The organism is Dolichospermum sp. FACHB-1091 (assembly GCF_014697585.1).
Classification (GTDB): domain Bacteria; phylum Cyanobacteriota; class Cyanobacteriia; order Cyanobacteriales; family Nostocaceae; genus Dolichospermum.
In genome coordinates this window covers 1-13,902 of the sequence record NZ_JACJSB010000001.1, presented here as the reverse complement: position 1 = coordinate 13,902, position 13,902 = coordinate 1, and the positions used below count along the sequence as shown (strand labels likewise).

The window sequence follows — 13,902 nt, the reverse complement described above, 5'->3', positions numbered from 1 at the left end:
GATCGCCCTCCGATAGCGTCCCCTTGTACCTCGCACGAGTTATGGAGAACACGGAAGTAGAAAATACGGAGGTACAAATATCCATGAGGAGGGGTGGGAAGGGGGAAGGGGTATTGTGGGACTTATGTGGAGGTGTTCCGTTGTGGTAAAGTGAATGGGCTAAGGGGATATGATAAAAAATAAATTATTTGTATGTAAAAAATACTTTAAATGATGATATACTTTACTTTGTGAGTATGAGTAAGACAAGTATTTGTATTCGGTCTGTTTTTGTTTTTGTAAAGATTAATAAACCACTACCAACACAATTCCTCATGAAAACCTCAACCAAAACCAACAATGTGATTAGTCCTTTAGATGGAGTTATAAATGCTCGCAGTGTTGAACCGGGTGCAATAGTTAGTAATCAGACTAAAATTTTAACAATAGTTGATACCAAAAATATATATCTACGGGGTTTTATTCCTGAAGGTGATATTGGTAAAGTACGATTAGGAAAAACTACTAAAATCTTCCTTGATTCTGCACTAGAAAAACCCCTAAATGGTAAAGTTATTGCAATTGACCCTCAAGCTTCTTTTACTCCAGAAAATATTTACTTTCAAAAAGATCGGGTAAGACAAGTAATAGGAGTTCGCATTCAAATCGAAAATCCTCAAGGCTGTTTTAATCCTGAAAATCCTTACAAAGAATCAGATTTACCCTGTGCTAAAATTGGTATGCCGGTAGATGCGGAAATTAAGTTACAGGAAATAGGTAAAAGTTAAGTTTTGGGAAGAGAAATGAACCACGAAGGAGCGAAGGACGCGAAGGAAGAAAATAAAAGAGAAAATTCATTATGACTAATTACCCATTACCAATTATCAATCACCAATTACCAATTACAAATTACCAAATAGAAGCTATTAAGGTTAGTAATTTACATAAACATTATGGGAAATTAGCCGCAATGAAAGGAATTATTTTCACTGTTAATAAGGGGGAAATGTTTGGTTTAATTGGTCCTGACGGTGCGGGTAAAACTATGACTTTCCACATTTTAGGTGGTGTAATGGAAGCGACTGCGGGGGAAGTTTTAGTATTTGGTAAACCGGCACGAAATTCGCGGTTAATGACGGGATATCTAACACAACAATTTTCTTTATACTTTATATTTGGATTTGAGTATTGATGAAAATTTGCGTTATGCGAGGGGTTTGCGACAGGTTGATGATGATTTATTATGGGAACGCAGCCATAACAGCCATAAATATCTGACATTAATGAGTTTAGAACAATTTGGCGATCGCTTGGCTGGTGAATTATCAGGAGGTATGAAACAAAAGCTGGCCTTATGTTGTGCTTTGGTGTCTCAACCGCAAGTTTTATTATTAGATGATTTACTCAAAGGAGTTGGTTTAGATGTCTTGTGGGTTCATGTTTTAGCATTACTTGGTTTTGCTGTGGTCTTATTGAGTATTAGTGTGAGTAAGTTTTGAAATCAGTTGAGTTAATAGTCGAGCGTGGACTTGGTTCTAGAAGTTAAGCACTGTCAGTATTTTAGGGTGGGTATTTCCCACGCTACTTATATTTCAAAAATCAAATATGAGTCCTATATGCCCTTTACCCGAAATAAAACTAAATCCATACGATTATCATTCATGAAATATCCTATCTTGGGAATAATGAGTCTATTATTAATAAGTGTTAATATAAAACCAGTATTTTCTAATTCTACACCTGATTTAATACTGGCACAAACGACAAACAATAAAGCGGCTACAGAGGCTTTAAATCAAGGGATACAGGCAATTCAGTCGGGGAAATTAGAAGCAGCAATTACCGCTTTTCGTCAAGCTATTAAAATAGATCCTAAATTAGCAGCAGCCCACTATAATTTAGGTTTAGCATTACGACAGTCGGGAAAATTACAACCTGCGGCAGATGCTTTTTATCAAGCTACTCAAGCCGATTCTCAATTTGCTTTAGCTTTTGCAAATTTAGGTGGGGCTTTATTAGAAGGAAATAATTTAAAATTGGCAAAAGACTATTTAAATAGGGCTTTAGAATTAAATCCAAATTTGGGTTTTGCCCATTATAACATGGGGTTAATTGGGGAACAAGAAAAAAATTGGGAAAGTGCGATCGCTTCTTTTCAAAAAGCCAAATTAATTAGTCAAAATGCTCCCGAACCAGCTTATCATTTAGGTATCTGTTATTTACAACAGGGGAAAATTGAGCAAGCGAAGACAGCCTTTAATGAAGCAATTAAAATCAATCCTAAATATGCAGAAGCCCATTATAGTATGGGAACAATTTTATTTAATCAGGGTAAATTAAATGAAGCTTTAGCAGCCTTTAGAAAATCCGCTGCGGGGAACTTTAATTATGCTAATGCTTATTATGGTGCGGGCTTGGTTTTTATGGGGTTAAAGCAGTACAAAGAAGCTGTCCAAGTCTTGCAATATGCTAGAGATTTATATAATATTCAAGGTAATTTACAGTGGGGGAAAAATTCCCAGGAGTTATTAGAGAAAGCCCAAAATTTAAGTAGGTAGGGTAGGGTTTACACCAAAAAGTTATAGGACTAACTCAGCTTTTAGACAGATGAATAATTCTGGAGGAATAAGTAGAAATTAATTAAACAACTAACGGAGTAAAAAAATGAGTAAAACCAAAACTCAAGAACCCATTAGTAACTTAGAGTATGATTTTATCAGCGTACTGCATAATAAAGCAGTAGCCGTTCAAGCTTATGAAAATTATATCAAAGACGCAAAAGAGGCTAATTCTATACCTTGTGTAGAATTGTTCCAAAAATTGCGCCAGTCAGAAATTGAACAAGCACACGAAATACGCCAGCATCTCCAAGAGGTGATGCAGCAGGGTAAGATGTAATTAATGCTAGGGGCAAGTTTAAGAGATTGATGAATTAAACCTGCCTCTAACAATTAACGAATATACTCTTTCAGTACGCTGTTACGATTAGGGTGCCGTAACTTACGGAGTGCTTTAGCTTCGATTTGGCGAATGCGTTCGCGGGTGACGTTAAAAATCTGACCGATTTCTTCTAGGGTTTTCATGCGGCCATCGTCTAAACCATAGCGCAATCGGAGAACGTCCCTTTCACGGGGTCCGAGACTATCTAGGACTTTTTCTAGGTCTTCCCGCAGCAAGTTCTTAGAAACTTGGTCTTCTGGGGTTTCGCCGTCAGATTCTATGAAATCACCTAAACGGGAGTCTTCTTCTTTACCGATAGGTGTTTCCAGAGAAATTGGTAACTGGGCAGATTTGGCAATAAACCGCAGTTTCTCAATGGTCATTTCCATGTGAGTCGCTATTTCTTCCTCCGTGGGTTTGCGTCCCATTTCTTGGGACAGGAGTTTGGTAGTTTTCTTAATCCGGGAAATGGTTTCGTAGAGATGAACTGGTAGACGGATAGTGCGGGACTGATCAGCGATCGCCCTTGTAATTGCTTGACGTATCCACCATGTAGCGTAGGTAGAAAACTTATAGCCTTTTTCGTGATCAAACTTTTCAGCCGCACGAATCAAACCCAAACTACCCTCTTGAATCAGGTCTTGGAAAGACAAGCCACGATTCATGTACTTCTTGGCAATGGAAACTACCAGCCGCAAGTTCGATTGTACCATTTTGTCTTTCGCCCTGCGGCCGACGTGAAGACGATAACGAAACGTTGGCAATGGTAATGACACTTCTGCCGCCCATTCACTGTCCCTAGGATCGCGCTCTAGTCGTTCGCAAAGCCTTTCCCGTGCTTGTTCTAGTGTCAGTAACTCGGCAATTTTCCGGGCCAGTTCAATTTCTTCGTCTGCGCGTAACAAACGAATCCGCCCAATTTCTTGCAGGTATAGACGAATCGAATCTTCGGTGTAGTGCTTTTTCTTTGTTTGTGTCCGACGACGGGATTTAGCGGCTTTTCCAGACTTTGCGTCGTCCTCATCAGACTGAGGCTCTAAAAAATCATCAATTTCGCCGTCATCAGCCAGCAATAAGTCCTCTTCTTCTATTAAGAGTTCTTGTAATTCGATCTCAGGCGGATTTATCATTTCTAGGTCAGGCTGATAAATATTATCGAGTACGTTGTTAGCCTGGTTCATGCCGCGTTCCTCATGCTCCTTGCAGAATCAGTTACTCAAGACATTTTGATTACTTTTGGCATCAAGTAATCTGTGAACCGAAAACTGGGTTTTGGCTGTTCACCCTAAAATATTTTCGGTGGTGTTTTGCCTGTTTTAGTCAGGCTTGTGCAGTGGCAAATATCATTTGTGATCTGAATTGCTCACTTTTGTAATAGTCATACATGAAGACGCTAGATATCACTTTCGATTAACTGAATCTATCAAACTAGGTTCATCTTTCCTCAAAAAGCTTCCTAATGCGGATACAATTGTATGACATTTGGCAGATTTAAATGTAAATACTCTCCCGAGTGTAGCTTGTTTCACAAAAACTGCACTTTTTTGGGCGTTGTTTATGAACTCCTAAAAGTAAGATCAAGCCACCTTTATCAAAAATACATTAAAAATGGCAGTAACACCATTCATCTTATCGAAAACTTGTTGGTTTGACAGTGGCATTCCCATTAAATTAAAAGGTAGTCACACTGGCTGCAACTAAACCCGAGGGCGGGCAATTGTATATAGGCATTAGTTTTAGTTCAACTAATTCTACATATTTACCGTCTGCTAATGATTGGTGCTTGTTTCCAGTCACTAACCCTTGTATATGCCGTACTAAGAACCTAAACTAAGGAGTTAAGATTGTCGAATATTTTAGCGGTGTGAGAGATGAATTGAGATTTCATTCGATTCAGCCTTATTCACACATTAGCGCAGAGTTGAGATTTCTACCCTGTGCAACTTGACAAACTGTTCCTATTGTATACAACGATATTTTAATCAGACTATAACTAATAATATTGTTGCTAAAGTTGCCCAAGGATATATTTAGGTTAATTTACTTGCGTTGATTATGCTTTGTGAATACTTCGCATTTTAAGAAGGTTGGTGTCATCTAGTTATGAAAAGTTTTGTGTATACTTATCAATCTTTGCTTTGTAGATAATATCTAGTCGAACTATCTAAGCATAGCAAATGCTTTATCCCTTTGTGGGGAAAATTTATGATTTTTCGGGAAAAATTTTTGGCTAAGGGGTAATTACCCCTTAACCATTCCTTAAATGTCTAAATCTGTCATATTCAGTTTAGATCCATAAGTCTCAATAAATTCCCGTCTAGGCGCGACTCGATCGCCCATTAAAATGGTAAAAATTCGATCTGCTTCGGCTGCGTCTTCAATTTCCACTCTTTTGAGAGTGCGGGTTTCTGGGTTCATAGTGGTTGTCCATAGTTGTTCAGGCATCATTTCCCCCAACCCTTTAAACCGCTGAATGGTATAATTAGCATTACTAGGAAGAGTACCTAGATGTTGTTGTAATTCCCGTTCGCTGTAACAATACTGGTAATTTTTGCCGCGCTCTACTTTATACAGTGGCGGGCAAGCAATGTAAATGAAACCTTGTTCAATTAAAGCCCGTTGATAGCGGTAAAAGAAAGTTAATAACAGAGTGCGGATGTGCGCCCCATCTACATCAGCATCAGTCATTAATACTACGTGATGATATCGTAATTGTGAGGAGTTAAATTCTTCACCTTTAACTCCTAAACCCAGTGCGGTAATTAAGGCTTGAATTTCATTATTTTTATAGATTTTGGCATCATCAGTTTTTTCGATATTGAGAATTTTACCACGCAGAGGGAGAATTGCTTGGGTGCGGCGATCGCGTCCTTGTTTCGCACTTCCACCCGCTGAATCCCCTTCTACGATATATATTTCAGATTCAGCCGGATCACGAGAGCTACAATCTGCTAACTTACCAGGTAAAGGCGAAGATTCTAATACTGATTTCCGCCGAACTAATTCCCGTGCGTGTCGAGCAGCTTCAGCAGCTTTAAACGCTTGGATAGCTTTATCGAGAATAGCATCAGCTATAGCGGGGTGAAAATCGAGATACTCCGTGAGAACTTCACCGACAAAAGAATCAACAATACCGCGAACTTCCGTATTTCCCAGTTTAGTTTTAGTTTGTCCTTCAAATTCAGGATCAGGGACTTTCACAGAAATAACAGCAGTTAAACCTTCGCGGACGTGTTCACCACTGAGATTAGATTCATTCTCTTTAATTTTATTGCGTTTGCGAGCGGTAGCATTTAATGTCCGAGTTAAAACTGCCTTTAAACCTTCTAAGTGCGTACCACCATCAATAGTGCGAATATTATTAGCAAAACCCAGGACATTATCCGTATAAGCATCAGTACACCATTGTAAAGACACTTCTACCTGGACATTGTTGCGTTCCCCTTGGACATAGATAATTTCTTCATGGAGAGGCTGCTTATCACGATTCATGTAGGCGATATATTCCTTAATACCACCTCTGTACTCGTAGGTTTCTATTTTAGGGGTATCGCTTTTAATAATTTCTAAGCGATGATCTGTAAAAGTAATTTTTACACCGGCATTGAGGTACGCCAATTCACGTAAGCGTCCAGATAAAGTAATGTAATCAAATTCTATGCTAGTAGTAAAAATTTGTGTATCTGGCTTAAAGGTGATAGAAGTTCCCGTTCGATCTTCTTTGTAAGGCTTTGCTACCAATTCAGTAACGGGGAAACTGCGTTCATATCGTTGAGTATGTATCTTGTGATCACGCCAAACCGTGACTTCTACAAACTCAGATAAAGCGTTCACCACAGAGATTCCCACACCGTGTAAACCGCCAGAGACCTTGTAGCCACCGCCACCGAACTTACCACCTGCGTGGAGAACAGTTAACACAGTTTCTAAAGCTGATTTCCCTGTTTTTGGGTGAATATCCGTAGGAATACCCCGACCATCATCTGTCACCGTCACAGAACCATCAGCATTGATATCCACCTCAACATGGGTACAGTAACCCGCCAAAGCTTCATCTACAGAGTTGTCAACTACCTCGTAAACTAAATGGTGAAGTCCTCGCGGACCCGTAGTACCGATGTACATCCCTGGTCGTTTGCGGACGGCTTCCAGACCTTCCAGAACCTGAATCTGATCGGCGCTGTAACTGCTCGTCATGAAAATTCTCCTGATGCTTGGGGTTAAAATTGCTAAAATGCGAAAAAAGTCAAATCACCCCAACATTATAACATAAAAGCCTTCCTGCCGTCTGTAGCGCAATTTTATGAGAAGTTTACATAAGGGTTGTAACCCTGATGAGAATTGGGGAGAAAATTCCTTATTTTGCGTTTTTCTTCCCACTGACCAGTGACAACGAACACCTAACCAATGACTAATGACTAAATTAATTGTAATTTGTGGGGCTACGGCCACGGGTAAATCTAGTTTGGCTTTGAGTTTAGCACAAAGATTAAATTCTGTAATTCTGAGTGCTGATTCTCGTCAAGTATATCGTGAGTTTGATATTGGTACAGCCAAGCCAAATGTAGTTGAAAAAAAATTAGTTTCTCATTACTTAATAGATATTTGTGAACCAACTCAAATCATGACATTAGCAGATTATCAACAACAAGCACAGGCTTTAATTGCTAGTTTGGGAGTTGAAACACTGTTGTTAGTGGGTGGAACAGGTTTATATATTCGTTCCATTGTTCAAGGAATGAAAATTCCCAGAGTTGCACCACAGCCGGAATTGCGATCGCAATTAGAATCTTTGGGACAAATCCGACTCTATCCCATGTTACAACAAATTGACCCCATTGCTGCCCAAAAAATTCACGCTAACGATTTGGTCAGGACTTTAAGAGCTTTGGAAGTTTATTATACAACTGGTATTCCTATTTCTGAACAACAAGGAGAAAATCCACCAGATTATCCAATTTTACAAATTTGTTTAGATGCTGATGCAGAAAATTTAGATGTGAGGATTCGCAAACGAACTGAACAAATGATAACAGATGGTTTAGTTGATGAAGTTGAATATCTTTGTCAAAAATATGGGGTTGATTTATCTTTATTAAATACTTTAGGATATCAAGAAATCAAACAATATTTAGCTGGTGAAACTTCTTTAGATGCAGCCAAAGAATTAATTATTTTACATACCAGACAATTTGCCAAACGTCAACGGACTTGGTTTAGACAATCTCCTAATCTTGAATATTTTGATATGAATAATTCTAATTTATTGGAAAGTGTTTGGCAAAGAATTAATCAATTTGTATGATGGTGTAGCGTCGCGTAGCCATATCTGATTCAGACAAAAAAAACATCAATAAAAATCAAGAAAATCCAATTCTAAATAAATAAACTAGGAGAAACTTTAAAATATTCTCCCAAGGCTTTTGCTTGTGCTTTACTAATTGAACGTTTACCGTTGACAACCTCTGAAACTACACCGCTGCTAGAACCTAGAATGCGTACTAAGTCAGCTTGACGAATGCCGCTAGATTCCATGATATGTAGCAATATATCATGAGGTGTAGATTCATCCATTGGATAATTTTCTTCCTCATAATCTTCAATTAGTCTGACAATCAATTTATCTAAAGCTCGCTCCTCTGGACTACGATTTTTTTTTAAAGTTAGATATTCTGCAACTTTTAAAAGTCGTTCATACTCTTCCTCTGTTTCAATTACTTGAGGAGCGATTTCAGCTAGTAATTGACTATAAGTTTTATTGTCAAAATTGCTGTTCATAAATTTGCTGGCAGGCTTTTCTAAGAATAAACATATTCTTTCAAAATGAGAGTTCAATGTCAATAGTCCAGGACTTACGAAAAATCTCTCTAAAACCCTCTTCCCTTCGCGCTCTTCGCTTCTTCGTGGTTCATTTTTCTGTAATTAAAAACTCCACAAAGATAAAAAATCCTTGAGGAGTTTGAGAGAGTGTTCACGGATTTTACCGAGCCATAAAGAATTAAACCATAACGCACCAAACAGTAAATTTACTAATTATCTGGAAGTTGTTTTTTCAAAGCATTTAATGAAGCCCAACGGCTATCAATGGGTTTTTCAGAAACAGCAGTATTCAAAATACCCGGACAATTAAGGTCACATAATTGACGCTGAGGTAATGCTAAACACATCTGCTGATAAAGCCATTCTCCGGGATCAAAGTGACCATCAGGTGCTAAAGTTTCCAGTAAATCCTCTACAGCAACTTCCATTTCTAAAGGAAAATCTTCCGTTTGATTAGCGTTTTCATCTAACCAAATGACTTCCTGAGTATCAAGAACCAGACGATGGTTATACTGCTGCAAACAGCGGTTGCAGGTACAAGTAATAATTGTTTCTGCCTGAGATGAAACTTCTAAATAATTACCCTGGTGTTTAACTTGGATAATTCCCCGCACGGGTGTTAATGTTTCCAATCCAGGCAGAAACTCTTGAACTTGAATTTCCTCTGTCCGCTCCGGGGCTTTACTTAGCTGCGGAATAAAAATAGCGTCCATAGGATTTGTGAAATACCCTGAAAATTGAGTATGGGTAATAGGTAATGGGTAATAGGTAATGGGTAATAGGTAATGGGTAATATTCTTGTCTGTTCCCTGTTCCCTGTTCCCTACTACCTAATTATGGTGTAACTGCTTGACGAACAACTAAATGACGGTGAGGTTCTTTACCACGGCTGAAGGTTTCTAAATCAGGACAATCCTGTAATAATGTGTGAATTTGGCGGCGTTCAGTAGCACTGAGAGATTGAAGTTCTACTTCTCTTCCTGAAAAGCGGACTTCTGCGGCAGCCGTTTCTGCTAAAGTGCGGATTTCGGCTTCTCGTCTCACACGATAACCATTTAATTCCACGGTGTAAGCGGTATGATTGTCTTCTGGTTGGTTCAAATTCAGAATGGAATTTGCGAGATACTGAATGCTATCTAGCACCGAACCACCAGCACCAATTAAAACCCGAATTTGTTCTGATGTTAAATTGGTTTGATCTATTGTCAACCAATAGTTTTCTCCTGTTGGTGTATCTTGCTCAGAAGCTTGGGTAGTTTCTAAATTAGCCCGTACTTGAGTAGATAAACCCATGAGAAGTAGCAAATTTTGTAACCATTGTTCACTATTTTGCATAGAAATGTCGCTCATAATCAACCATTAGCCTTTTTCTTAGAACTTTTGGGTTCAAATGGCAACGCTTTTACTTCAATAGTTTGTGCTTCTTTTGCCTGTAAGTCTACGATTTTTTGGATTTCTTCTGGTAAAGGTTCACGGGAGAGGATATAGGTTTGGATAGTTTGGAAAACATTACCAATTACCATATACATAAGTACCCCTGCCGGTAGGGGAAAAAATAAGAACATTCCAGAAAAGATCACAGGAGTAATTTTATTGACTGTATCTTGTTGAGGGTTGCCACCGCTGGAATTTTGTCCAGACAGCATTTGGCTGACATAAAGACTGATACCAAAGAAGACAATCATGGCCACAATATCCCAATGAACTGTATTATCGGGATCAATAGCGCCCACTCTACCTAAAGCATCAATAAAGAGAAATCCTTTGTCTGCTGCTAGTCCGGGAATTGTGGCTTGAATGGTCACGTCTCCGGGTTCTAGAGCCTCTATATTGCCTTCGGCATCAATTTTCACCCTTTCCGCGCCTTTGGTGACTTTCCAGGTAGGTGTCAACTGAGATTCTGGATGTTCCTTTAAGAGTAAATCAAATGGTTTACCTTCTACGGTTTGATACTGAATCTTAGTTTTTTCTCCCACTGTTAACTTATCACCCCCCGGTAAGATAGCAGAAATGGGAATATGTTCACCATCAGCAATGTAGATATTTTGTGGGGGAGTAGCAAATGCTTGGGGTTGAATGCGCTCAATTTGTTCTTGAGGGAAGATTTGCAGGTTAACGGAGTAGTTAACACCAGAAAAAGGTGAACCTCGCAAAGTGGCAAACAATGCTAATAATACTGGCATCTGCAACAATAGAGGTAAACATCCTGCTAAGGGATTACCAAACTCACTTTGGACCTTGAGCATTTCCTCTTGTTGCTTTTGCTGATCATCTTTATAGCGTTCTTTGATTTCTGCCATACGCTTTTGCATCACGGGCTGCACAACTCGCATTCGTCGCATACTGCGAATCGAACCGGCACTCAGGGGATAGAGTGCAAAGCGGATAATCAATGTTAAGGCTACTATTGCCAAGCCATAACTAGGGAAAACACCATAGAAAAGGTCTATGATGGGCAACATCACGTTGTTCGAGAGAAACCCGATACCAAAATCCATTATTCTGAATTGAACCTGCGGTACTTTGACACTCCCACCCCGCGCAGGAGTGGGATGCTTGGTTAATCCTATCCTCTAAATAAAGTTAAATAGAGGCGGTTTTCTCCCAAGCTTTTGCTCTATATTGTAGAGGTTTTTGTTAAGCATTGCTGCGACTATTCCGCGCTGGGAAAGCTAGGGATAGCCGTACATGATAAAATCATTTTGTAGAACTCGTGCTAAGTATACAAAGGGGTGAAACTCAGCACGAATGACTTATTTACCGCTGCTATATTGGGGATTTTTAGCTGCAACTTTTTCGTTAACGTAGTCGTATACTTCCCGGAAGTTAGGAATAGCCCGCATTTCGATTAGAGTACCATTCTTGAGGGTAATTGCCATATCTCCCCATAGGCCGATGGCGCGGGGAACTTTGACAACTTTAACAATTTCTGAGTAAATAACATCAGAGCGATCGCGTCCCATCCAACCACCAGTTACACAAATCCTACGGTCTGTAATGCGAAACCGTAACCATATAGCCCTGACTATTGCCCCCACAGCCAGAGGAATACCTACCACTGTCAGCCCAATGAGTAGGTTAAGAATCAAATCCCCAATGTGGGGACCGCCCTCATAATAAACTTCTTCACGAATGCCCATTGAGTACCTCAGTTTGTGCCAATAACTCCTCTAATTCTCGCAGAAATTTATGGGTTTGGGGTTCAGATTCTGCTGTTATTGGTTTGACAATTAATACTAACCGCCATCCTGGGACTAATTTCGGCAACAATTGATATAATGCTGCTGTAATTTGTCTTTTGATTTTGTTGCGAACAACGGCGCGTTTACTAACTTTTGTACTAATGGCAATACCAATTTTCGTGGCAGGAGCGGCAGTATCCCAAGAAGGTTTTAAAGCCCTCAGTGTAAAATGAGAACTATGTCGCCGAATTCCTTCCCGGAAAACCGCCTGAAAATCCTGACGGGATTTGAGACGATATGCTTTAGGTAAAGCCACAGCGGTTATTATTGCTGAATTTACCTTACACGCTCAACCGGTGCCTTCCTTTTCTTCTTCTGGCACTAATCACATTTCTGCCGTCTGGTGTCCGCATTCTTGCCCTAAATCCAGAGGTTCTTTTTCTCTTGCGGCAAGTGCCTCCCAATGTCCTTTGCATATCTTTCTCCTTTTACCGGATTTTCATAAAAAGTCACAATCTGGTATTTTACCACTTTACAGGCAATAAAAATATATTTCTGGATGGAGTTGTCGGTTGTCAGTTGTCAGTTGTCAGTGGGAAAAGGCAAAGGTTGATTAATTTTTCCCTGTAACCTGTAACCTGTAACCTGTAACCTGTTCCCTGTTCCCTGTTCCCTGTTCCCTGTTCCCTGTTCCCTGTTCCCTGTAACCTGTAACCTATTCCCTGTAACCTGTAACCTGTAACCTGTTCCCTGTTCCCTGTTCCCTGTTCCCTGTTCCCTGTTCCCTGTTCCCTGTAACCTATTCCCTGTAACCTATTCCCTATTCCCTATTCCCTATTCCCTGTTCCCTGTTCCCTGTTCCCTGTTCCCTGTTCCCTTTTTAAGTAATACTGATAATCCATGTGCCAATATAACGCAACAATGGCACATCACCTGGAGAAAGAACTCGACAGTTAAAATAGTAAACCCCGCCAAAAGAGGGATTTTGAACATTGGATAATACTAACTCTACTTTTTGACCGGCTGGAACTGGGTCTTTAGGAAATATTTGAATCACCCCACCTTTCTCGTCCCACTTTACTTCAGACAGAGGAACACTTTTATCCTTAACTCTGACTTCAATATTTTTGGTATCGAAAGTTCCCTTATAATAATCAGGATAGCTAATGGCGAACTGAGCCACTGCCAACTTCATTTTTTTAGCAGGTAATCTGAGTATATAACGATCTGTGTTATTAGTTTGTCCACCAAAATCTAAGCGGTAGGGTAATTGATTTTTGTTTTCAACGCCACTAAAAAGTGTCAACCCAGGTAAGCCTTGGGCCCAAGTTAGAACTGGTAAACCTGTAAATAGACAGCTAGTAATAGCCAAAGCAGAAAGTAGACGCTTCATAAATCAGATTTCCTTAGGGAAGTGTGTGTAACCGAGTGTTAGTATTTGTAATTAAACTTTACTACTATAGAACTTACGCATTGACAGGAACGAACTCATAATGGGGTATGGGTTTCAAGGATTTAACCCTGGGTTTTTGACGATTTTTTAACGAACTGCTGGTAAGAGCGCAACACTTACGCTATTAATCTAAACTTTATTCCCCAAAGCATAAAACAACCTAATTTTGTTTATACGACTGAAAGTCAATCTGTATAGGGCGTAAGTCCTATACTATATACACGAGAATGGATGGTAATGACGACAAGATGAAAACAAAAGTGCCTTGTTGTCCTGAGAGGGTTACATAGTGCATTTGATATTTAGTTTAATAGACATATGGTGAAAATTAAATGTGCATTTTCTAAAACCCTGTTGTAAATATTCCCCTTTACCTGAAATGTTATGAAATCTTGATAATAATGCCCTAGTTAACGGCAATATATTAAGGTTTCATGACAAACTGATCCCCGCAACCCTGATAATTACGTAAAATAGAGTAAAACCTATCTTTAGACCCCTTGATCCCTGGATAGTTTTACTGGTTAA

At 39.4% G+C, this 13,902-nt stretch carries 14 protein-coding genes and 1 pseudogene; 5 read left to right on the top strand and 10 right to left on the bottom strand.

Features of this window, described 5'->3' with window-relative positions; genetic code table 11:
- The first annotated feature begins 314 nt into the window (after positions 1 to 314).
- The 4 genes and pseudogenes from H6G25_RS00075 to H6G25_RS00060 all read left to right on the top strand — a co-directional run bounded on the left by H6G25_RS00075 (position 315) and on the right by H6G25_RS00060 (position 2,877).
- Entirely contained in the window at positions 315 to 767 is a 453-nt protein-coding gene (locus tag H6G25_RS00075) for an HlyD family efflux transporter periplasmic adaptor subunit (RefSeq protein WP_242034848.1), read from the top strand.
- A 71-nt stretch (positions 768 to 838) separates the two neighbouring features.
- Positions 839 to 1,379: pseudogene (locus H6G25_RS00070) on the top strand (ABC transporter ATP-binding protein); the annotation flags it as partial.
- A gap of 246 nt (positions 1,380 to 1,625) precedes the next feature.
- Positions 1,626 to 2,537: a tetratricopeptide repeat protein gene (locus H6G25_RS00065; RefSeq protein WP_190390904.1), complete on the top strand. Its 912-nt coding sequence runs from the start codon at positions 1,626 to 1,628 to the stop codon at positions 2,535 to 2,537.
- Positions 2,538 to 2,643: 106 nt separating this feature from the next.
- Positions 2,644 to 2,877, top strand: coding sequence for a hypothetical protein (locus H6G25_RS00060; protein ID WP_190390740.1), 234 nt, complete (start codon positions 2,644 to 2,646; stop codon positions 2,875 to 2,877).
- A 53-nt stretch (positions 2,878 to 2,930) separates the two neighbouring features.
- Here H6G25_RS00060 and rpoD read toward each other — a convergent pair whose 3' ends face one another.
- Entirely contained in the window at positions 2,931 to 4,100 is a 1,170-nt protein-coding gene (rpoD, locus tag H6G25_RS00055; RefSeq protein ID WP_190390739.1) for an RNA polymerase sigma factor RpoD, read from the bottom strand.
- A gap of 1,078 nt (positions 4,101 to 5,178) precedes the next feature.
- On the bottom strand, positions 5,179 to 7,116 hold the full coding sequence (gene gyrB / locus H6G25_RS00050) for a DNA topoisomerase (ATP-hydrolyzing) subunit B (RefSeq protein ID WP_190390738.1): 1,938 nt from the start codon (positions 7,114 to 7,116) through the stop codon (positions 5,179 to 5,181).
- Between the two features lie 217 nt (positions 7,117 to 7,333).
- Here gyrB and miaA point away from each other — a divergent pair, with 217 nt between their 5' ends.
- Positions 7,334 to 8,224 carry a tRNA (adenosine(37)-N6)-dimethylallyltransferase MiaA gene (gene miaA, locus H6G25_RS00045; protein ID WP_190390737.1) on the top strand — a complete coding sequence of 297 codons (891 nt, stop codon included), beginning with the start codon at positions 7,334 to 7,336 and terminating at the stop codon, positions 8,222 to 8,224.
- A 71-nt stretch (positions 8,225 to 8,295) separates the two neighbouring features.
- Here the strand turns inward: miaA and H6G25_RS00040 are convergent, their stop codons facing one another.
- From H6G25_RS00040 to H6G25_RS00005, 8 genes are all read right to left on the bottom strand, one after another.
- A complete protein-coding gene (locus H6G25_RS00040; RefSeq protein ID WP_190390736.1) occupies positions 8,296 to 8,697 on the bottom strand; it encodes a transcriptional regulator in 402 nt (133 codons plus the stop codon).
- Positions 8,698 to 8,948: 251 nt separating this feature from the next.
- Positions 8,949 to 9,452, bottom strand: coding sequence for a YceD family protein (locus H6G25_RS00035; RefSeq protein ID WP_190390735.1), 504 nt, complete (start codon positions 9,450 to 9,452; stop codon positions 8,949 to 8,951).
- Positions 9,453 to 9,573: 121 nt separating this feature from the next.
- Positions 9,574 to 10,089 (bottom strand): R3H domain-containing nucleic acid-binding protein, encoded by a 516-nt coding sequence (locus H6G25_RS00030; RefSeq protein ID WP_190390734.1) that lies wholly within the window; start codon positions 10,087 to 10,089, stop codon positions 9,574 to 9,576.
- 2 nt (positions 10,090 to 10,091) lie between these two features.
- On the bottom strand, positions 10,092 to 11,237 hold the full coding sequence (yidC, locus tag H6G25_RS00025; RefSeq protein ID WP_028089802.1) for a membrane protein insertase YidC: 1,146 nt from the start codon (positions 11,235 to 11,237) through the stop codon (positions 10,092 to 10,094).
- A 255-nt stretch (positions 11,238 to 11,492) separates the two neighbouring features.
- Entirely contained in the window at positions 11,493 to 11,879 is a 387-nt protein-coding gene (locus H6G25_RS00020) for a PH domain-containing protein (RefSeq protein WP_028084490.1), read from the bottom strand.
- On the bottom strand, positions 11,866 to 12,237 hold the full coding sequence (gene rnpA / locus H6G25_RS00015; protein WP_190390733.1) for a ribonuclease P protein component: 372 nt from the start codon (positions 12,235 to 12,237) through the stop codon (positions 11,866 to 11,868). Before rnpA ends, H6G25_RS00020 begins: the two co-directional genes overlap by 14 nt.
- Before the next feature lie 25 nt (positions 12,238 to 12,262).
- Positions 12,263 to 12,397, bottom strand: coding sequence for a 50S ribosomal protein L34 (gene rpmH, locus H6G25_RS00010; protein ID WP_015209090.1), 135 nt, complete (start codon positions 12,395 to 12,397; stop codon positions 12,263 to 12,265).
- A 404-nt stretch (positions 12,398 to 12,801) separates the two neighbouring features.
- Positions 12,802 to 13,314, bottom strand: a complete 513-nt coding sequence (locus H6G25_RS00005; RefSeq protein WP_190390732.1) for a DUF2808 domain-containing protein — start codon at positions 13,312 to 13,314, stop codon at positions 12,802 to 12,804.
- Between the last annotated feature and the right edge of the window lie 588 nt (positions 13,315 to 13,902).

Coding starts and splice junctions, on each gene's coding strand:
- H6G25_RS00075 (WP_242034848.1), top strand. CDS start 315: ATGAAAACCTCAACCAAAACCAACAATGTGATTAGTCCTTTAGATGGA.
- H6G25_RS00060 (WP_190390740.1), top strand. CDS start 2,644: ATGAGTAAAACCAAAACTCAAGAACCCATTAGTAACTTAGAGTATGAT.
- rpoD (WP_190390739.1), bottom strand. CDS start 4,100: ATGAACCAGGCTAACAACGTACTCGATAATATTTATCAGCCTGACCTA.
- gyrB (WP_190390738.1), bottom strand. CDS start 7,116: ATGACGAGCAGTTACAGCGCCGATCAGATTCAGGTTCTGGAAGGTCTG.
- miaA (WP_190390737.1), top strand. CDS start 7,334: ATGACTAAATTAATTGTAATTTGTGGGGCTACGGCCACGGGTAAATCT.
- H6G25_RS00040 (WP_190390736.1), bottom strand. CDS start 8,697: ATGAACAGCAATTTTGACAATAAAACTTATAGTCAATTACTAGCTGAA.
- H6G25_RS00035 (WP_190390735.1), bottom strand. CDS start 9,452: ATGGACGCTATTTTTATTCCGCAGCTAAGTAAAGCCCCGGAGCGGACA.
- H6G25_RS00030 (WP_190390734.1), bottom strand. CDS start 10,089: ATGAGCGACATTTCTATGCAAAATAGTGAACAATGGTTACAAAATTTG.
- yidC (WP_028089802.1), bottom strand. CDS start 11,237: ATGGATTTTGGTATCGGGTTTCTCTCGAACAACGTGATGTTGCCCATC.
- H6G25_RS00020 (WP_028084490.1), bottom strand. CDS start 11,879: ATGGGCATTCGTGAAGAAGTTTATTATGAGGGCGGTCCCCACATTGGG.
- rpmH (WP_015209090.1), bottom strand. CDS start 12,397: ATGCAAAGGACATTGGGAGGCACTTGCCGCAAGAGAAAAAGAACCTCT.
- H6G25_RS00005 (WP_190390732.1), bottom strand. CDS start 13,314: ATGAAGCGTCTACTTTCTGCTTTGGCTATTACTAGCTGTCTATTTACA.